The following is a 19,159-nucleotide window of genomic DNA, read 5'->3' on the forward strand; positions in this document are numbered from 1 at the left end:
CTAGGCGAAGGCGGGCTCGGGTCGGGTGTCGTCGTCGGCCGGCGGTTGGGCCGGCGGGCGGCCGAGGGCGGGGTCGGCGGCGCCCCGGGCGGCGTGTCGGGCCAGCAGCACCCAGTTGGTGACGGCGAGCGTGCCGAGCAGCAGGGTGAAGCCGATCAGCGAGGTGGCCATCAGCCAGGGGCTGATTGGTGAGACGGCCTGCTCCACCGGCAGCAGCCCGTACGCCACCCAGGGCTGGCGGCCTACCTCGCGGGCGATCCAGCCGAGGATCAGGGCCACGAACGGCAGCGGCAGACTGAGCATGATCAGCCAGAGCGGAAACCGGAGCCGGATGATCCAGTCCCGCCAGAGCAGCGGCACCAGCAGCCAGAGCAGGCCGAGAGCGAAGCCGATGAGGATCATGAAGCCGAGCCCGACGTTGGCCAGCACCGGCGGCAGGTAGTCGCCGGCGCCGAATCGGGCGGTCCAGTCGGCGATCAGCGCGTCGGCCTCCGGGTTGCCGTCGAACTTGGTGGGTTGCAGGGCGCCCACCGGCCCGAACTGGGCGAAGCCGAACCCCTGCACGAGGCTGATCGCCAGCGCGGCGGTGACCAGCCCGAGCCGCAGCGAGGTACGGAACAGCGCGTGGTCGGGGGTGCGCCGGCTCAGGTGCCAGGCGCTGATCGCGGCCATCAGCAGGCCGCCGGTGAGCAGCGCCGCCGACACCACGTGCCCGAGCGCCATCCACAGGGCCGGGTTGCTCAGCAGCGCGGAGAAGTCGGTGAGGTGGGCGACGCCGTCGCGTACCTCGTAGCCGACCGGGTTCTGTAGCCAGGAGTTGGCCACCATGATCCAGAAGGCCGAGGCGTACGCGGTGAGCATGACCCCGTACAGCAGCGCGAGGTGCACGCCGCGGCGCAGCCGGTGCCAGCCGAAGATCCACATGCCGAGGAAGGTCGACTCCAGGAAGAAGGCGACCAGGGTCTCGATCGCCAGCGGGGCACCGAAGACGTTGCCGACGTAGCGCGACAGCCCGCTCCAGTTCAGCCCGAACTGGAACTCCATGACGATGCCGGTGGCGATGCCGAGCACGTAGTTGATCACGTAGAGCTGGCCCCAGAACCGGGTGAGCCGCTCGTATCGCGGGTTGCCGGTGACCACCCACGCCGTCTGTAGGCCGACCAGCAGCGTGACCAGGCCGAGCGTGACGGCCACGAAGAGGAAGTGGACCGAGGCGGTGGCGGCGAACTGCAGGCGCGCGAGGAGCAGGGTGTCCATGGCCGGCTCTCCTGAGGCGGGGGTCGATGAGGATAGGGAGCCTACCCGTAGCGAAGCTACTTATCGGGTCCCGCGCGGGTCGAGCCGGCAAGATCAGGGTTAGTTCAGGGTGGTCAGGGTGGTCAGCTCAGGAAGAGGGAGACCGGAAGGGCGGCGGCGGTGGTGGTCATCGCGAGCGCGACGGCACCGAGCAACCGGGGCGGACGCTCGGCGACCAGCAGCCGCTGCACCCGTACGTCCAGGTCCCGGTCGCCCAGGCCGAGCGTGCCGGCCGGGGTGATCCGGTTGCCGGCGGCGGCGAACCGGCGCAGCGCGCCGGCCAGCGGGGCCTCGGCGTGCACCTCGCGGGCCTTGTCGTCGGCGCGCATCTCGACCAGCAGGGAGACTCGCTCGTGCGCCTCGCGGACCCAACGGAACCAGGGCAGTGCGTGGCAGAGCGCGGTGAACGGCAGCAGCACCAGGTCGTGCCGTTCCTGGGCGTGCGCCCGCTCGTGGGTCAGCACCGCCTCCAGTTCGGCCCGGTCGAGCAGGCTGACCGTGCCGGCGCTGACCACCACCCGGGGCCGCACCCCCGGCAGGCAGTACGCGGCGGCACCCGGGTGGTCGAGCACCAGGGCCCCGGGGACGGTGGGATCCCGCCGAGCCACCAACGTGAGCAGGTCCCGGTGTCGACGCTGGGCGCGTACCGCCCCGTGGATGCTGCGTACCGTCGTGGCCAGCAGCACCGCCCCGATGCCGAGACCGATGCCGACCAGCCCCAGGTGCACGGCGCCGAGACCGGCCGGCAGGGAGCCGTCGCGCAGGTCGCCCGCGAGCGTGAGCAGCGCGCTTCCGGTGCCCCGCTGGTAGGGGATCAGGCCGAGCGAGATCGGCAGGCCCATCGCGGAGAGACCGGCGCCCAGCCCGACCGCCTGCCAGCAGAGGATCGCCACCCGAGGGCTGCGCCACGTCCAGGTGGAGCGGGCCAGCACCTGCGCGATCAGCCAGCACGCCAGCATCGAGGCGGCGAAGTGCAGCGGGTGGGCCACGGCGTCGTCCCTACCGCTCCGCGGCCTCGCCGGCCCGGTCCGGGCGCGATGCCCGGTCGGCCGTGGGTGTCTCGATGCGCTCGGCCGGTGCCATCCCGGCCTCCGCGGCGAGGGCGGCGCGCAGCACGTCGGCCTCGGTGCCGGTGACCGAGCGGGCGAACCGGACCAGCGCCGCGTCCCGGCTGCCGCCCAAATCGAGCGCGTCGAGCATCAGCCGGGCGATGTGTGCCTCCCGGCTGGCCGCCGCCCGGTAACGCCAGGCGCGGCCCTCGCGTTCACGCTGCACCATGCCCTTGCCGGCGAGCCGATCGAGCACCGTCATCACCGTGGTGTACGCCAGTTCGCGACCGGCCAGGGCGTCGGCCACCTCGCGCACCGTGACACCGTCCGACGTGGCGGGGACCGTGTCCCACAGCACGTCCATCACCGCACGCTCAAGATCCCCCAGCCGAGTCACCCCACAATCCTACCCCCCGTAGTAGACCGACTCAGACCCCCTTCGGGTGCCAGACGGTCTTCGTCTCCAGCAGCGCCGTCATCCGGCGCAGACCGGGGTCGGCCGACCAGTCGTGATCCGGCGGCACCGGCCGGAGCACCCGCTTGAGGTTCTCCGCCGCCTTGACCTCAAGGTCGGCCGCCAACTCCGGATCGGTCACCCCGGTCAGATCGACGGCGTTGACGTCCATGTGCGCGGCGAGGGTCGGCACGGTCTCCGACAGCCGGCCGGTCAGGATGTTGACCACCCCGCCGGGCAGGTCGGAGGTGGCCAGCACCTCGGCCAGGGTCACCGCGGCCAGCGGGGCCGCCGGCGAGGCGGCCACCACCACCGTGTTGCCGGTGACGATCGCCGGGGCGATCACGCTGACCAGGCCGAGCAGCGCCGGCGCCTCGGGGGCCACCACGGCCACCACGCCGGTCGGCTCGGGCGCCGACAGGTTGAAGTATGGGCCGGCCACCGGGTTCGCGCCGCCGTACACCTGCGGCAGCTTGTCGGACCACCCGGCGTACCAGACCCAACGGTCGGTCGCGGCGTCGACCTCGTCGCCGGGTACGCCGAGGGCGACGAACTGTTCGCGACGGCCCTCCAGCATCTCGGCGACCCGGTAGAGGATCTGACCCCGGTTGTACGCGGTCGCGCCGGCCCATCCCTTGACGGCCGCGCGGGCGGCCACCACGGCGTCCCGCGCGTCCTTGCGGGAGGCCAGCGACACGTTGGAGTCCTGCACGAGATACGACCGTCCCGACTCGCTGCGCGGGAACTTCCCGCCGACGAAGAGCTTGTACGTCTTGCGTACCGCGACCCGCTCAGACATTGAGGTACGCCTCCAGCCCGTGCCGGCCGCCCTCGCGACCGTAACCCGACTCCTTGTAGCCACCGAACGGCGAGGTCGGGTCGAACTTGTTGAACGTGTTGGCCCAGACCACCCCGGCACGCAGCCGGTCGGCCATCCACAGAATCCGGGAACCCTTGTCGCTCCAGATGCCCGCCGACAGCCCGTACGGAGTGTTGTTCGCCTTTTCCACGGCCTCGGCCGGGGTGCGGAAGGTCAGCACGGAGAGCACCGGGCCGAAGATCTCGTCCCGGGCGATCCGGTGTGCCTGGGTGACCCCGGTGAAGATGGTCGGCGCGAACCAGAAGCCGCGCTCCGGCAGTTCGCACGGCGGTGACCACTGCTGCGCGCCCTCGGCGGCGCCGGCTTCGGTCAGCTCCCGGATCCGGGCGAGCTGTTCGGCCGAGTTGATGGCCCCGATGTCGGTGTTCTTGTCCAGCGGGTCGCCGAGCCGCAGCAGGGCCATCCGGCGCTTGAGCGATTCGAGCACCTGCTCGGCGACGGATTCCTGGACCAGCAGCCGGGAGCCGGCGCAGCAGACGTGCCCCTGGTTGAAGAAGATGCCGTTGACGATGCCCTCGACCGCCTGGTCGACCGGGGCGTCGTCGAAGACGATGTTGGCGGCCTTGCCGCCCAACTCCAGGGTGAGCTTCTTACGGCTGCCGGCGACCGCGCGGGCGATGGCCCGGCCGACGTCGGTGGAGCCGGTGAAGGCGACCTTGTCCACACCCTCGTGCTCGACCAGCGCGCGGCCGGTCTCGCCGGCCCCGGTGACGATGTTGACCACACCGGCCGGCAGGTCGGCCTGCTGGCAGATCTCGGCGAAGAGCAACGCGGTCAGCGGGGTGGTCTCGGCCGGCTTCAGCACCACCGTGTTGCCGGCCGCGAGAGCCGGGGCGATCTTCCAGGCCAGCATCAGCAGCGGGAAGTTCCACGGGATGACCTGCGCGGCCACCCCGAGCGGCTGCGGGTTGGACCCGAAGCCGGCGTGCGGCAGCTTGTCGGCCCAGCCGGCGTAGTAGAAGAAGTGCGCGGCGACCAGTGGCAGGTCGACGTCCCGGGACTCCCGGATCGGCTTGCCGTTGTCCAGCGACTCCAGCACCGCCAACTCGCGCGAGCGCTCCTGGATGATCCGGGCGATCCGGAACAGGTACTTCGCCCGGTCCCGGCCCGCCATCGGACCCCAGACCTTCTCGTACGCCTTACGCGCGGCCCGGACGGCACGGTCGACGTCCTGCGGGCCGCCCTCGGCGATCTCGGCCAGTACCTCCTCGGAGGCCGGGTTGATCGACTTGAAGCTGCCGCCGTCGGTGGGGTCGACGAACCTTCCGTCGATGAACAGCCCGTACGAGGGCTTGAGGTCCACCACCGAGCGTGACTCGGGTGCGGGTGCGTATTCGAACATCGTGTTCAGTCCAGGGTGAAGTAGTCGGGGCCGGCGTAGACGCCGGTCGTCAGCTTGGTGCGCTGCATCAGCAGGTCGTTGAGGAGGCTGGAGGCGCCGAAACGGAACCAGTCCGGGTCCAGCCAGTCCGGCCCGACGGTCTCGTTGACCATGACCAGGTACTTGATCGCGTCCTTGGTGGTCTTGATGCCGCCGGCCGGCTTCACGCCGACCTGTCGCCCGGTGGCGGCCCGGAAGTCGCGGACCGCCTCCAGCATCACCAGGGTCACCGGCAGGGTGGCCGCGACCGGCACCTTGCCGGTGGAGGTCTTGATGAAGTCGCCGCCGGCCAGCATCGCCAGCCAGGAGGCGCGGCGCACGTTGTCGTAGGTGGCCAGTTCGCCGGTCTCCAGGATCACCTTCAGATGGGCGTCACCGGAGGCTTCCTTGGTGGCGACGATCTCGTCGTACACCTCGGAGTAACGGCCGGCCAGGAACGCGCCGCGGTTGATCACCATGTCGATCTCGTCGGCGCCGGCCGCGACGGCCGCGCGGACGTCGGCGAGCTTGATCTCCAGCGGCGCCTGGCCCGCCGGAAACGAGGTTGCCACGCTGGCCAGGTGTACGCCGCTGCCGCGCAGCACCTCGGCCACGTGCGGAACCATCAGGGGGTAGACGCAGACCGCGCCCACGTGCGGGCAGGACGGGTCGGCCGGATCCGGCCGCAGCGCCTTGGCGGCGAGCGCCCGCACCTTGCCGGGGGTGTCCGCGCCCTCCAGCGTCGTCAGGTCGACCATCCGGATCGCGAGGTCGATCGCCTGGGCCTTGGCGCTGGTCTTGATGGATCGGGTGCCGAGTTGGGCCGCCCGCTGCTCCGCGCCGACCTGGTCCACGCCCGGTAGGCCGTGCAGGAAGGTCCGCAGAGCGGTCTCGGATCGTCCCAGCTCGGAGAGGTCCGACCGGGCCGACGTCGTTGTCGCCGTCATGACCCGAAGTCTACGCAGACGAACGGCGAGTGATCTTGGTCACTGGCGCGGTCGGAGCGCTCGCGGGTGAGCGATGTCGCTGGTCCGGGCCGGGGTCCGCGCGCCGGCAGCCGAGCCGGGTAGGTTGAGCGATCGTGGACGTACTCGTCATTGACCACCCGCTCGCCCAGTCGCGGCTGACCGCCCTGCGGGACGAACGCACCGATTCCTCCTCGTTCCGGGCGGCGCTGCACGAACTCACCACCATGCTGGTGTACGAGGCGGCGCGTTCCTTCCCGGTGGAGAAGTACCCGGTGCAGACCCCGGTGACCGCCACCGAGGGCACCCGGCTGGCCAACCCGCCGCTGCTGGTGCCGGTGCTGCGGGCCGGCCTCGGGATGGCCGACGCCGCGCTCGGACTGCTGCCCGAGTCCTCGATGGGCTTCGTCGGCCTGGCCCGCGACGAGGAGACGTTCGAGCCGCGCGCCTACATGGAGTCCCTGCCCCGGGACCTCGCCGGCCTGCCGGTGCTGGTTCTCGACCCGATGCTCGCCACCGGTGGGTCGCTGGAGCACTGCTGCCGACTGCTGGCCGAGCGCGGCTGCACCGAGATCACCGTGCTCTGCGTGCTCGCCGCCCCGGCGGGCATCGCCCGGCTGGAGCGGTCCGGCCTGCCGCTGCGACTGGTCACCGCCGCCATCGACGACGGCCTCAACGACAGCATGTTCATCGTGCCGGGCCTCGGCGACGCCGGCGACCGCCAGTTCGGTGGCATGCCCCGGTTCTGATCCACCCTGCGGCGGGTGTTGTCCTGCGGGTGGTGGCGTTCAGCGGCTAGCCTCTCGGGCCATGACTGGTGTGCCGCTCGCCGAGGAGTTGCTCCTCCTCGCGTACGACGACGAGACCGGCAAGGCCACCCTGCCGCGGATCAGCCTCGACCTGGGGATGGCCGCCGCCGTGCTGATCGAGCTGGCCCTGGCCGGGCGGCTCGCGTACGCCGACGGGTCGTTGACCGTCGTGGACCCGACGCCGACGGGCGAACCGGTCACCGACGCCGTGCTGGCCAAGATCGCGGCGGACACGCCGCACAGCCCCGCCTCCTGGGTGCAGCGGCTGCGCCACGGCCTCCGCGACCGGATCCTCGGCGACCTCTGCGCCCAGGGTGTCGTCCGGGACGTGGACGAGACGGAGTTGGGCTTCATCCACGTGCACCGCTACCCGGTGGTGGACCCGTCGGTGGAGGCGGAGACCCGGCAGCGGCTGGCCGAGGCGCTCACCGGCGCCGCCCCGGACGAGCGGACCGCCGCGCTCGCGACCCTGGTCGCCGTACTCCGGATGGAATCCGCGCTGGGCGTCAGCGGCGAGGCCGCCGCCGACGCCCGCCGCCGGTTGGCGGCGATCGCCACCGGGGCCGGCTTCTCCGGCGAGGTCAGCCTGGAAGACTCGGTGGTCCGCCCTTCGGTCGGCCTGGTGGTGGCCGCCCTCGGCCGCGCCGTCGAAGCCGCCCTCGGCCCCCGCCGCTGACGGCCGGCCTGCCCCTTGCGTATCGCTCGGCGGACCGGCCCGGGGCGCCATCGTCTTTCGATGCGTGATGTCACAGGGACATATCTATGTCTGTGTGAGATCACGCCTCGGTACGGAACATCCTCCGGGTGGTCGGGTGAGTGGGCCCGATCGCATCGCGCGGAGTCTCGGGCCCCGTACGCGGCGGGCCCGCGATGCCGGCGTGCGCTCGGCCCCCCTTACATGCCCAGGGCGTGCGCTACTTCGGCGCGCAAGGCGGCTACGGCGCTCGCCGCGCGGGCACGCGCCGCCGCGACGTCCCCGCCGGTGACCGGCTCCATCACTTCGAGGTACGCCTTGAGCTTCGGTTCGGTGCCGGAGGGGCGGATCACCACCCGGGCAGCGTCGGTACGCAGGATCACCACGTCGGCGTCCGGCAGCAGATCCTGTGCCTCGGTGACCGGCTGACCGAGCAGCGTGCTCGGGGTGGCCGCCCGGATCCGGGCCATCGCGTCGGTGATCAGCCGCAGGTCGTCCACGCGTACCGAGAGCTGGTCGGTGTGGTGCACGCCGAATTCGGCGGCCAACTCGTCCAGCCGGTCGGTGAGGGTGCGGCCCTGGGTCTTGAGGTCGGCGGCCAGCTCGGCGACGGTCAGCGCGGCGGTGATGCCGTCCTTGTCCCGGACGTGGTCCGGGGCGACGCAGTAGCCGAGCGCCTCCTCGTAGCCGAACACCAGCGGCTCGGCCCCACCGCCGGCCCGCACGATCCACTTGAACCCGGTCAACGTCTCGTCGTACGGCAGACCCCGGGCGGCACACATGGCCCGCAGCAGCGACGAGGAGACGATGGTGGTGGCGTAGAGGCCGGTCACCCCGCGCCGCATCAGGTGGTCGGCGAGCAGCACACCCACCTCGTCCCCGCGCAACATCCGCCAGCCCGGGCGCCCGTCCGCTCCCGCGGCGCCGTCCGGCCCGGTGGGCGCGGTCCGGACCGCCACCGCGCAGCGGTCGGCGTCGGGGTCGTTGGCGATGGCCAGGTCGGCGGCGGTGCGGTCGGCGAGCGCGACCAGCCGGTCCACCGCGCCCGGCTCCTCCGGGTTGGGGAAGCTGACGGTCGGGAAGTCCGGGTCCGGCTCGGCCTGGTCCGGCACCACGCCGGGCATGGGGAAGCCGGCGGCGACGAAGGCTGCGGTGAGCACCGCCGCGCCGACGCCGTGCAGCGGGGTGTACGCCACGGCCAGGTCCCGGGGGCCGCCCGGCGAGATGACCTCGATCGCCCGCGCCACGTATCCGGCGACGATGTCGTCGCCGAGCACCTGACCGGCGGGGCCGAGCGGCACCTGCGCCAGCGGGCCGACCGCGCGGATGGCCGCCTCGATGCCGGCGTCGGCCGGCGGCACGATCTGCGCGCCGGCGCCCAGTTCCCCGCCCAGCTCGGCACCGAGGTACACCTTGTAGCCGTTGTCCTGCGGCGGGTTGTGGCTGGCGGTCACCATCACCCCGGCGACCGCGCCCAGCTGTCGCACCGCGTACGCGAGCACCGGGGTGGGCAGCGGGCGGGGCAGCAGCAGCGCGGGGCGTCCCGCGCCGGTGGCCACCCGGGCGGTCTGCTGGGCGAACTCGTGCGAGCCGCGCCGGGCGTCGTACCCGATCACCAGCGGGCCGGTGCCGCCCTGGGCCGCGAGCCAGCCGACCAGCCCGGCGGCGGCCTGGGTGACCACCGCGAGGTTCATCCCGTTGGGGCCGGCCCGCAGCGGCCCGCGCAGCCCGGCGGTGCCGAAGGTCAGCGGCCCGGCGAAGCGGTCGGCCAGCTCCGCCGCGCTGCCCGGCAGCTGGTCGAGCACCGCCCGCAGCTCCGCCCGACCGGCCGGGTCAGGGTCGTCGGCGAGCCAGCGTTCGGCCCGCTCGCGGATGGTGTCGATGTCAGTGGTCTGCGCCGCCATTGCCTCTTGATAGCACGACGGCGGATCACCGCGGACGTGTCCCCTGGCTCAGCCGGCGGAGGTGAGCTGGAACGACTTCAACATCTCGTCGTAGATCGGCTTGCTCTCGTCGAAGCGGGAGTCGTTCGAGGTGAGGTAGAACGAGTAGATCCGGCCGTCGTGGGCCACCCCGTGCCACACGCCGTGCCGCATGGTGTCGCCCTCGCCGCAGGTGTACTCGAACTCGGCCGACGGCTTGCCGGCCAACTCCTTCTCCGCCATGGAGATCTGGGTGTACGGCTTGACGCACGACGTCGACCGGGTCTTGAGACCGTTTTCGGCGACCTCCGCCCAGCGGGTCGAGGAGCCGCTCCACTTCTCGTTGAGGATGCGCACCCGACGGCCGCTGTCCTCCGGGTCGGTGTAGTCGATGTAGACGCCGCCAGTTGCCCGCTTCCAACCCTTGGGCACCAGCAATTGCACCCCGCGCGCCGAGTGTTCCTGCATCTCGATGGCCGGGCCCGCGTCGGCGGAGTTGGACGGGTCGGCTACCGGGGTGGCCGGCGGCGAGTCGTCGCCACCGGAGAGCGCCACGATGCTGATCAGCAGCAGCACCGCCAGGCCACCGGCCGCGGCCAGCTGCATCTTGCGCGGCCAGCCCTTCACCGTGCCGACCGCCCGGGTGCCGGCGGCCTTCGCCCGGTCGAGTGGGCTGCTGCCGCCGGACTCTGCGGGCCGGGTGCCGTACGGCTGGCTGGGCGCGGCCGGCCACTGTGCGGCGCCGTAGCCGCCGAGCTGCTGGGTCGCGTCCGGCTGACCGCCGAAGCCGTACGCCCCGGCACTGACCCGCTGGGTGGCGTCGGCGCCGCCGATCCGCTGGGTGGCGTCCGCGCCGCCGATGTGCTGGGTGGCGTCCGCGCCGATCCGCTGGGTGGCGTTGGCGTCGGCCCCGATGCGCTGGGTGGCCTCGCCACCGCCGCCGTAGGTGCGGCCACCGGGCGGGGACATCGCGGCACCCTGCCGTTGGGGCCGGGCCAGCGCGTGGGCGCTGGTGTCCTCCATCGCGCTGGCGCCGGCCACCGCGCCCTGACCGGGGCGCTCGCCACGGCGCAGCGCGGCCAGCCGGTCGGTCAGCGACTCGCCGGGGCCGAGCATCGCCCGGCCGCCGATCTGTCCGGAGAGGTTGGCCTTCGGCGGCGCGGCCGGCGCGCTGATCGGCGCGGGCTGCGGCACCGGCATCACCGAGTACTGGTCGGTCATCGAGTTGACCCCGGCGGCGGCATTGCTCAGCGGGCCGGCCAGCAGCTCGCGCAGCATGGCGCGGGCGGTGTGCACGTCCAGCCGGCGGGCCGGGTCCTTCTCCAGCAGGCCCATCAGCACCCGGGTCAGCGCGCCACTGCGCTGCGGCGGGGCCGGTGGGTCCTCGACCACCGCGTGCATCGTCTCGATCGGATCGCCCCGGTCGAAGGGCGGCCGGCCCTCTACCGCCGTGTAGAGGGTCACACCGAGGGAGAACAGGTCGCTGGGCGGGCCGAACTCCTGCCCCATGGCGCGTTCGGGCGAGATGAAGTGCGGCGAGCCGAGCACCATGCCCGGGGTGGTGAGCTGCACGTCGGTGGGCATCCGGGCGACGCCGAAGTCGGTCAGCACGCAGCGGCCGTCCGAGCAGATCAGCACGTTGGCGGGCTTGACGTCGCGGTGCAGCACCCCGATCGCGTGCGCCACCTCGAGCGCGCCGAGCAGCGCGATGCCGATCTTGGCGACGACCCGCTGGGCGACCGGCCCGTCCTCGATCACCATGTCCGCGAGGCTGCGGGCGTCGAGCAGCTCCATCACGATCCACGGCCGGCCGCCCTCGGTGACCACGTCGTACACCTGCACGACGGCCGGGTGGGCGATGGCGGCGGCGGCGCGGGCCTCGCGCAGGGTGCGTTCGTACATCGCGTCGCGGTCGCTCGGGGCCAGGCCCGGCGGGAGGACGACCTCCTTGACCGCCACGTCACGGCGCAGCAGTGTGTCTGTGGCCCGCCACACCGTGCCCATGCCACCGTTGCCCACCGTGGAGCGCAGCGAGTAGCGGTCACCGATGACGGTGCCGATCGTCGCGCGTCCGTTGGTGGGGATGCTGACTGGTCCGCCGCTCCACGTCGGGATCTGAGTCACAGAAATGCCACCGGGGGAAGTCGAGAGGGCTGGGACACAACCCCCCTATCTTGCTGGTTCAGACGCCCGATGCGAAAGCCGGCGCGGCGGACGTTTCCGTTACTCGACGGTACGTGTGCGGGTACTCACCTCTTGTCGCTGCTTGGCGGCGTGGTGTGCGGTATCCCTCACCCGGAACCCGCCCTGGCCGTCCTACCATCCGGTAATGAGCGAACGGTCAAGCGAATCCGGTTTCCCGATCAAGGGCGTCTACACGGCGGCCGACCTCCCCGGAGACCTGGATTCCCGGCTGGGCTCGCCGGGAGAGTTCCCGTACACCCGCGGGGTCTATCCCACCATGTACACCTCCCGACCGTGGACCATGCGCCAGTACGCCGGATTCGGCACCGCCACCGAGTCCAACGCGCGTTACCACCAGTTGTTGCGGGCCGGCACGATGGGTCTCTCGGTCGCCTTCGACCTGCCGACCCAGATGGGGTACGACTCCGACGACCCGATCGCGCACGGCGAGGTGGGCAAGGTCGGCGTGGCCATCGACTCCATCGAGGACATGCGGCTGCTCTTCGCCGGCATCCCGCTGGACAAGGTCTCCACCTCGATGACGATCAACGCGCCCGGCTCCGTGCTGCTGCTGCTCTACCAGCTCGTCGCCGAGGAGAACGGGGTGCCGGGCTCGGCGCTCAACGGCACCATCCAGAACGACATCCTCAAGGAGTACATCGCCCGGGGCACGTACATCTTTCCGCCGAAGCCCTCGCTGCGGCTGGTCGCCGACACGTTCGGCTACTGCCGGAGCGAGGTGCCGAAGTGGAACACGATCTCCATTTCCGGGTACCACATGGCCGAGGCCGGGGCCACGCCGGTGCAGGAGATCGCGTTCACGCTGGCCAACGGCGTGGAGTACGTCCGGGCCGCGATCGCCGCCGGGCTGGCCGTGGACGACTTCGCCCCCCGGCTGTCGTTCTTCTTCGTCGCCCGCACCACCCTGCTGGAGGAGGTGGCGAAGTTCCGGGCCGCCCGGCGGATCTGGGCCCGGCTGATGCGCGACGAGTTCGGGGCGCGCAACCCCAAGTCGCTGATGCTGCGCTTCCACACCCAGACCGCGGGCGTGCAGTTGACCGCCCAGCAGCCCGAGGTGAACCTGGTCCGGGTCGCGGTGCAGGGGCTCGGCGCGGTGCTCGGTGGCACCCAGTCGCTGCACACCAACAGCTTCGACGAGGCGATCGCCCTGCCCACCGAGAAGGCGGCCCGGCTGGCGCTGCGTACCCAGCAGGTGCTGGCGTACGAGACGGACCTGACCGCCACGGTGGACCCGTTCGCCGGGTCCTACGTGGTGGAGGCGATGACCGCCGAGATCGAGGCGGCGGCGGACGCGCTGATGGCCCGGGTCTTCGAGCACGGATCGGCGGTGGACGCGATCGAGGCCGGCTTCCAGAAGCGGGAGATCGAGCAGTCCGCGTACGGCATCGCGCAGGAGATCGACTCGGGGGAGCGGGTGGTGGTCGGGCTCAACCGGTTCACCATCGACGCGGAGGAGCCCTACGAGCCGCTGCGGGTGGACCCGACCATCGAGGCGGCGCAGGCCGAGCGGCTGGCCAAGCTGCGGGCCGAGCGGGACACGGCCGCCGTGCAGCGGGCCCTGGCCGAGTTGCGTACGGCCGCCTCGGGCACCTCCAACGTGCTCCACCCGATGAAGGCGGCCCTGCGCGAGCGGGCCACCGTGGGTGAGGTGTGCGGCGCGCTGCGCGAGGTCTGGGGCCGGTACCGCCCCACCGACCGCTTCTGAGGCCGCCGTCGCGCCTGCCCGTTCACGCCCACCGGTCGCGCAGCGTGTCGACCGGCCGGTCCCCGGGTATTCCGCTTCCCGTGATCACACGGACGCACATGTTGTGCGGTCGGATGACGTCCGAACATGTGAACGTCCTCGGGTGTCTGTCGCCGAGCGTCGTCGGGTAATTGTCGTACCGTCAGTTCATTGGCGCGACTAATGCGACAATTCGGAACGACGGCGATGGGTTTCGAAGAGATTCTCGCGCCCGAGACACGATTACGCGTTGTAGGAGGTGAGGGGCGGATGGTGGCGTTCGAACGCGATCTACCTGCTGTCCCGCACACCTACGGGCGCTCTCAGCAGGGCATACGTGACGCTGTGCGGTCCGACCATCACCGGAACGAGGTTGCGCAGAGTCACCGTCGGGGGTCTACGCTGTCTGCTGTTCCCGATGATCCATCCATTTCTAGTGATCGAAGAGAATTCGACGTGACGAGTGCGTTGACGATGCCTACCGGCAACCAGCTGGCGCCGTCCTGGCCGGCGGGGCCGTCCGGTTCCCTGCCCCTACCCTTCGAGCTGGATCATTTGCTCGCCCTCCGGGTACCCGGCCTGATCGCCACGCGCCGTCACATCCACTCGCATCCGGAACTGTCCGGCGCGGAGTTCGAGACGGCCGCCCTGGTCGCCCGGGAACTCACCCTGGCCGGGCTGCACCCACGACTGCTGCCCAAGGGCAACGGGGTCATCTGCGACATCAACGGCCGCCCGGACGGGCCGGTGATCGCGCTACGCGCCGACATCGACGCGCTGCCGCTTACCGACGTCAAGGACGTGCCGTACCGCTCCACGGTCGACGGGGTCTGCCACGCCTGCGGCCACGACGTGCACACCACGGTCATGCTGGGCGTCGGCATGCTGCTCGCGCAGCTCGCCGACCTGGGTGAGCTGCCCGGCCGGGTCCGACTGATCTTCCAGCCCGCCGAGGAGATCCTGCCCTGCGGCTCGCTGGAGGTGATCGAGGCCGGCGGTCTCGACGACGTCACGCAGATCTTCGCGCTGCACTGCGACCCCAACCTGCCCGTCGGACAGGTGGGCCTGCGGGTCGGGCCGATCACCGCCGCCGCCGACAACGTCACCGTCCGGCTCACCGGGCCGGGTGGCCACACCGCCCGCCCGCACCTGACCGTCGACCTGGTCGACGCGCTCGGCCGGCTGATCACCGAGGTGCCCGCCCTGGTCAGCCGCCGGGTACCGGCGAACAGCGGGCTGCTGCTCGTCTTCGGCCACGCCTCCGCCGGCACCCGGTACAACGTCATCCCGTCCGAGGCGTCCGCCTCCGGCACGCTGCGGGTGATGGACCGCGACGCCTGGGAATCGGCCCCGAAGATCGTCTCTCAGGTCGTCCGGGACGTCATCGCCCCGACCGGGGCCACGGTCGACCTGGAGTACCTGCGCGGGCGCCCGCCGGTCTGCAACGACGCGCGGGCGATCGGGGTACTGACCGCGGCCACCACCGCCGCGCTCGGCCCGGAGGGCGTCGCGGAGACCCCGCAGAGCATGGGCGGCGAGGACTTCTCCTGGTATCTGGAGTACGTCCCCGGTGCCCTGGCCCGGCTCGGGGTCGGCCGCTCCGGGCCGAACGTGGACCTGCACCGGGCATCGTTCGACGTGGACGAACGCGCCATCCCGGCGGGCGTACGGCTCATGGTGCAGACCGCGCTCCAGGCACTGGCGGCGGTGCGCTGACACCCGGCGGTGGCGGCGTGCCGGCCGGCGCGACGAGGGCCGGCTCCACGGGCCGGCTGCGGCGGCGCCGACGGCTCAGCCACCACAGGGCCCCCAGCGGTACGCCGAACACCAGCAGCCACGGCAGGACCGCCCCGAGCACGGTGAACAGCACGGTCATCGAGGCCAGGAAGACCTTCCAGCCGCCACTGAGCCCGACCATGAAGCCGATCTGGTTCTCCTCGTCGGCGGTGCTCGCGTCCGGCCCCACCAGGGTGACGGTGATGGTGGACAGTGCGGTCAGGTCGCCCAGCCGGCGCTTCTTCGCCTCCAACGAGGCGAGGTCGGCCTCCCGGCGGGCCAGCTCGTTCTCCACCGACACCAGGTCACTGATCGACGTGGCCTGGGCGAGCAGCCGCCGTGCGCTCTCCACCCGGGCCCGCTGGCTGGTGATCCGGGCGTCGAGGTCGATGGTCTCCTCGGTGACGTCCTGGGTGTCGATCTCGCGGCGCTCCTGGCGGCCGAGGCCGGCCAGATCCTCCACGACCGCGTAGAAGCGGTCCGCCGGCACCCGTAGCTGCAACTCGGCGACCGCGTCGGCGTCGGCACTGCGGCGCTGGTCCCCGCCGACGAAGCCGCCGGCCCGGGTGGCCGCGGCGACGGCGTCCCGTGCGGCGGTCTCCACATCGTCCACCTTCACCCGGATCGATCCGGTGTAGATGATGGCCCGTTGGTCGACCCGGGTGTCCGTCGCCGCACCGGCACCAGCCTGGGCCTTGCCGGGCGCGGCGACCTCGCCGGGCGCTGCGGCGGCACCCTCCTGGGCCGGGGCAACGGCGTCGGCCGCTGTGCCCGCCGCCCCCGAGTCGTCTCCGCCGCGGCCACTCCCGCAGCCGGCGAGCACCAGCAGCGCCACCAGCGCGGCCACCGCCGCGGATCCGCGACGGCTGGCTCTGTCCTTCGTCATCCCCGTTCCCCTTCCTCAGCCCGGGTGGGCGATAGCTCGGACGTCACGCGCCACCACACGGGTTCCGGCAGACTGCGCTCAGGACGTCACGATTCGATATGGGAGGCATCACGATGCGGCTCACCAAGTACGCCCACTCGTGTTTGCGGGTCGAGCACGACGGTGGAGTGCTGGTCGTCGATCCCGGGGTGTTCAGCGAGTCGGCGGTGGCGCTGGACGGCGCCGACGCGGTGCTGATCACCCACGAGCACCCGGACCACCTCGATGTCGAGGTGGTCAACCGCCAACTGGAGCGACGCCCGTTCGTCATCCACGGCCCGGCGGCACTGGCCGGTACTCTCGGCGACGCGGCGCAGGCGCTGCGTCCGGTGACCCCGGGGGAGTCGTTCACCGCCGCCGGTGTCCCGGTACGCGCCCACGGGGGCCGGCACGCGGTGATCCACCCTGACATTCCGGTGATCGACAACCTCGGCTACCTCCTGAACGACGTCGTCTACCACCCGGGCGACGCCCTGTTCGTTCCGGACGACGTCCAGGTAGACACGCTGTTCGCCCCGATACACGCGCCCTGGTCGAAGTTCTCCGAAGTGGTCGACTTCATCCGGGCGGTGGCCCCGCGCCGGGTCTTCGCGCTGCACGACGCTCTGCTCAACGGCAACGGCTACGGGGTGCTCGACCGGCAGTACGCCGCCCTGTCCGGCAGCGAGTACCAGCGCCTGGAGCCGGGCAGCCGGATCGACGGCTGAGCCGATGTCCGGCCCACCGTCCGATCTCGTCGAGCAGCTCTACCGCACGCCACCGGATAAGTTCGTCACCGTCCGGGACACCGCAGCCGCGCAGGCCCGCCGTGCCGGCGACCCGCGTACCGCCCGCGAGATCGCCCGGCTTCGCCGGCCCACCGTGGCCGCCTGGCTGGTCAACCTGCTCGCCCTCGAACGACCGGAGCTGGTGGCCGACCTGACGCAGCTGGCCGAATCCCTCCGCGAGGCCCAGCGCGAGCTGCGCGGTCCCCGCCTACGGGAGCTGTCCGCGCAGCGGCGGGCCGTCGTGGGCGCGCTCGTCGCCGAGGTACGCCGGCTCGCCGCCGACGCCGAGGGTGGCCCGTCGGGCGGGAAGCTGCCGCTGGCCGAGGTCGAGGCGACCCTCAACGCCGCCCTCTCCGACGTGGATGTGGCCGAACAGGTGCGCTCGGGGCGGCTGCTGCGGTCGGTCCACTACGCCGGGTTCGGCGAGGTGCCCCGGCCACAACTGCGCCTGGTCACCGGTGGGGAGGAGCCGCCGGCCGCCGCGCCGGCCCGACAACGGGTGCCGGATCGGGGCGCGCTCCGTGCCGAGCAGGCCGAGCGGGCCGCCCGAGCCGATCGGGCCCGGCGCCGTAAGGCGGTGGCGAAGGAGCTGGCGCGGGCGCGTACCGACCAGGAGCGGGCCGAGACGGAGCTGGCCGACGCGGTGGCGGCCGAACGCGACGGAGCTGCCGCCCTGGACGCCGTCGAGACGGAGCTGGCCGAGCTGGAACGCCGTCGGGCCATCGCCGAGCAGGAACTCAGCCGCTCCCGGCTGGCCCGTCGTGCCGCCGAGCGCGCCGCCAGCGTCGCCCGACGCCGCAGCGGCGAGGTCGAGGCCGCGATGGAGGCGTTGGACGCCGAACAGGGGGATGCCGAGGAGAGCGACAGCCCGGCAGACTGATCCCTCATGGACGGACCTTCGGTCGGATCCCGCACGGCCGGACCTTCGGTCGGATCCCGCACGGCCAGACCTTCGGTCGGATCCCGCACGGACGGCGAGGGATGACGCCGGAGCAGGTCGCCACGGCCAGCAAACCGGCGGTGCTCGCGCTCGGCGAGGAGTACAACCGGTGCCCCACCACGCTGCGTCGGGCGCGGCTGCTCGGCATCTCCGGCTGGGCGTTCTACATCACGGGGCGGGCCGGCGCGCTGGGTGACGTACGGGCCGAGACGGTGGCCGCCGCCCTCGGGTTCATCGCCCCCGAGGCCGTGGCCGACGGCTGGGACGCCGCCACCCGCACGGTACGACCCTCCGAGGTGGCCGCCGCCAGCCTGGCCGAGTGCGTTCGGTGGGGCGAGGAGACCCTGGCCGACCTGCCCCGCGTCGACCGGCTCGCGGCGCTGGTGGAACAGGCCGTCGCGGCCGCCGACGCCAGCGCCATGCCACTCTTCGCGGCCTGGCGGGCCATGCCGTCGGACGCCGGCAGCCCCGGTGCCCGGGTCGCCGTCGGGCTGCGCCTGATGCGGGAACACTTCACCGGCGCCCACCTGGTCGCCGTACGGGCCAGCGGGATGACTCCGCTGGAGGCGGTGCTGGCCGGCCCGGAGGGTGCGAACGGCGCGATGGCCTGTGGCTGGCCGCCGCCGTACCCGGCGGTCGGGCCGCTGGTGCGGCGGCGGCTGTGGGCCGAAGCGGTGACCGACCGTCTCGTCGCGCCCGCGTTCGTGGCGCTCGGCCCGGTCGACGGAGCCGAACTGGTCGAGCTGCTGGCCGTCGCGCGGGCGCACACCCAGCGCTGAGACGGCCAGCGCAGGGGCGTCCGGTGGCCGTCGGCGCGGGGCGTCGGTGCGGCCTGAGGAGGGGCCGAGCTGTGATGGAACCCCTCAGGGCCGGGGTCGCCGCCTGCCGCGATGGCGGCCGGTAGCAGACTGGGGGCGTGGGAGACGCGCTACGCCGATGCGGTGCCGGTGGGGCGGGACCGCAGTTCGGTGACGTAGTCGTCGGGCGCGCCCGCCTTCTCGGCGGCGTTCGCGATCTCCGACAGGTACCACGAGGTGGGCAGGCCACCCTCGTAGCCGTCGAAGACGTAGACCCAGGCGGTCACCTCGCCGTCCAGCGTCGAGATGCGGACGGTCAGCTTCCGGTACGTGCCGGCGGTGACGCCCTCGATCTCGTCCAGCTGGGCCGCGTCGTACGGGTGGATGTCGTAGAGCGCCACGAACACCCGGTCGCCGGGAGACTCGACCACGGTGCTGACCGCGCCCTCCCAGCCGATCACGTCCTCACCGGCGAAGGTGAGCCGCCAGCCCTCCAGCCAGCCGATGCCGACCATCGGGGAGTGCGGGCAGTAGGCCCGCATCCGAGCGGGGTCCAGGTTCGAGCCGTAGGCGGCGTAGTGACGCACGGCGATGACG

The 19,159-nt window shown here is 72.4% G+C and carries 17 protein-coding genes; 7 read left to right on the plus strand and 10 right to left on the minus strand.

Annotated elements, in window-relative coordinates; translation table 11 throughout:
* The 6 genes from BMY89_RS15175 to deoC all read right to left on the minus strand — a co-directional run bounded on the left by BMY89_RS15175 (position 1) and on the right by deoC (position 5,986).
* Complete coding sequence (locus tag BMY89_RS15175; protein ID WP_092380615.1) at positions 1-1,257, minus strand: cytochrome ubiquinol oxidase subunit I; 1,257 nt, start codon at positions 1,255-1,257, stop codon at positions 1-3.
* Positions 1,258-1,379: 122 nt separating this feature from the next.
* Complete coding sequence (locus BMY89_RS15180; protein WP_092380616.1) at positions 1,380-2,285, minus strand: M56 family metallopeptidase; 906 nt, start codon at positions 2,283-2,285, stop codon at positions 1,380-1,382.
* Between the two features lie 10 nt (positions 2,286-2,295).
* Positions 2,296-2,742, minus strand: a complete 447-nt coding sequence (locus BMY89_RS15185) for a BlaI/MecI/CopY family transcriptional regulator (RefSeq protein ID WP_092380617.1) — start codon at positions 2,740-2,742, stop codon at positions 2,296-2,298.
* A gap of 31 nt (positions 2,743-2,773) precedes the next feature.
* On the minus strand, positions 2,774-3,598 hold the full coding sequence (locus BMY89_RS15190) for an aldehyde dehydrogenase family protein (RefSeq protein WP_092380618.1): 825 nt from the start codon (positions 3,596-3,598) through the stop codon (positions 2,774-2,776).
* Positions 3,591-5,021, minus strand: a complete 1,431-nt coding sequence (locus BMY89_RS15195; protein ID WP_092380619.1) for an aldehyde dehydrogenase family protein — start codon at positions 5,019-5,021, stop codon at positions 3,591-3,593. The genes BMY89_RS15190 and BMY89_RS15195 overlap by 8 nt, the downstream gene beginning before the upstream one ends.
* 5 nt (positions 5,022-5,026) lie before the next feature.
* Positions 5,027-5,986, minus strand: a complete 960-nt coding sequence (deoC, locus tag BMY89_RS15200) for a deoxyribose-phosphate aldolase (RefSeq protein ID WP_092380620.1) — start codon at positions 5,984-5,986, stop codon at positions 5,027-5,029.
* Positions 5,987-6,120: 134 nt separating this feature from the next.
* On the opposite strand from deoC, the gene upp reads away from it, so the two are divergent.
* Together upp and BMY89_RS15210 are read left to right on the plus strand one after the other, a co-directional pair.
* Positions 6,121-6,753: a uracil phosphoribosyltransferase gene (gene upp / locus BMY89_RS15205; RefSeq protein WP_092380621.1), complete on the plus strand. Its 633-nt coding sequence runs from the start codon at positions 6,121-6,123 to the stop codon at positions 6,751-6,753.
* A gap of 61 nt (positions 6,754-6,814) precedes the next feature.
* A complete protein-coding gene (locus BMY89_RS15210) occupies positions 6,815-7,489 on the plus strand; it encodes a GOLPH3/VPS74 family protein (RefSeq protein WP_092380622.1) in 675 nt (224 codons plus the stop codon).
* A gap of 218 nt (positions 7,490-7,707) precedes the next feature.
* Here the strand turns inward: BMY89_RS15210 and BMY89_RS15215 are convergent, their stop codons facing one another.
* Together BMY89_RS15215 and BMY89_RS15220 are read right to left on the minus strand one after the other, a co-directional pair.
* A complete protein-coding gene (locus BMY89_RS15215; RefSeq protein ID WP_092380623.1) occupies positions 7,708-9,411 on the minus strand; it encodes a phospho-sugar mutase in 1,704 nt (567 codons plus the stop codon).
* 48 nt (positions 9,412-9,459) lie between these two features.
* Positions 9,460-11,553 carry a serine/threonine-protein kinase gene (locus tag BMY89_RS15220; RefSeq protein WP_092380624.1) on the minus strand — a complete coding sequence of 698 codons (2,094 nt, stop codon included), beginning with the start codon at positions 11,551-11,553 and terminating at the stop codon, positions 9,460-9,462.
* 205 nt (positions 11,554-11,758) lie between these two features.
* On the opposite strand from BMY89_RS15220, the gene BMY89_RS15225 reads away from it, so the two are divergent.
* Both BMY89_RS15225 and BMY89_RS15230 read left to right on the plus strand, forming a co-directional pair.
* Positions 11,759-13,339: an acyl-CoA mutase large subunit family protein gene (locus tag BMY89_RS15225; RefSeq protein ID WP_092380625.1), complete on the plus strand. Its 1,581-nt coding sequence runs from the start codon at positions 11,759-11,761 to the stop codon at positions 13,337-13,339.
* A 474-nt stretch (positions 13,340-13,813) separates the two neighbouring features.
* Entirely contained in the window at positions 13,814-15,073 is a 1,260-nt protein-coding gene (locus tag BMY89_RS15230) for an amidohydrolase (protein WP_092380626.1), read from the plus strand.
* Here BMY89_RS15230 and BMY89_RS15235 read toward each other — a convergent pair.
* The gene (locus BMY89_RS15235) at positions 15,030-16,019 is read right to left on the minus strand and encodes a DUF4349 domain-containing protein (protein ID WP_092380627.1); all 990 of its coding nucleotides are present in this window, start codon (positions 16,017-16,019) and stop codon (positions 15,030-15,032) included. The two genes, BMY89_RS15230 and BMY89_RS15235, sit on opposite strands and share 44 nt — an antisense overlap.
* Before the next feature lie 113 nt (positions 16,020-16,132).
* On the opposite strand from BMY89_RS15235, the gene BMY89_RS15240 reads away from it, so the two are divergent.
* The 3 genes from BMY89_RS15240 (at position 16,133) to BMY89_RS15250 (ending at position 18,544) form a co-directional block, all read left to right on the plus strand.
* Positions 16,133-16,765 (plus strand): MBL fold metallo-hydrolase, encoded by a 633-nt coding sequence (locus BMY89_RS15240; RefSeq protein WP_092380836.1) that lies wholly within the window; start codon positions 16,133-16,135, stop codon positions 16,763-16,765.
* A 4-nt stretch (positions 16,766-16,769) separates the two neighbouring features.
* Positions 16,770-17,705 (plus strand): hypothetical protein, encoded by a 936-nt coding sequence (locus BMY89_RS15245; protein WP_092380628.1) that lies wholly within the window; start codon positions 16,770-16,772, stop codon positions 17,703-17,705.
* A 101-nt stretch (positions 17,706-17,806) separates the two neighbouring features.
* Positions 17,807-18,544 (plus strand): SCO6745 family protein, encoded by a 738-nt coding sequence (locus tag BMY89_RS15250; RefSeq protein ID WP_092380629.1) that lies wholly within the window; start codon positions 17,807-17,809, stop codon positions 18,542-18,544.
* Between the two features lie 149 nt (positions 18,545-18,693).
* Here the strand turns inward: BMY89_RS15250 and BMY89_RS15255 are convergent, their stop codons facing one another.
* Entirely contained in the window at positions 18,694-19,149 is a 456-nt protein-coding gene (locus tag BMY89_RS15255) for a gamma-glutamylcyclotransferase (protein WP_092380630.1), read from the minus strand.
* Positions 19,150-19,159: the final 10 nt, after the last annotated feature.

Source organism: Micromonospora phaseoli, assembly GCF_900109115.1.
Taxonomy (GTDB): domain Bacteria; phylum Actinomycetota; class Actinomycetes; order Mycobacteriales; family Micromonosporaceae; genus Micromonospora; species Micromonospora phaseoli.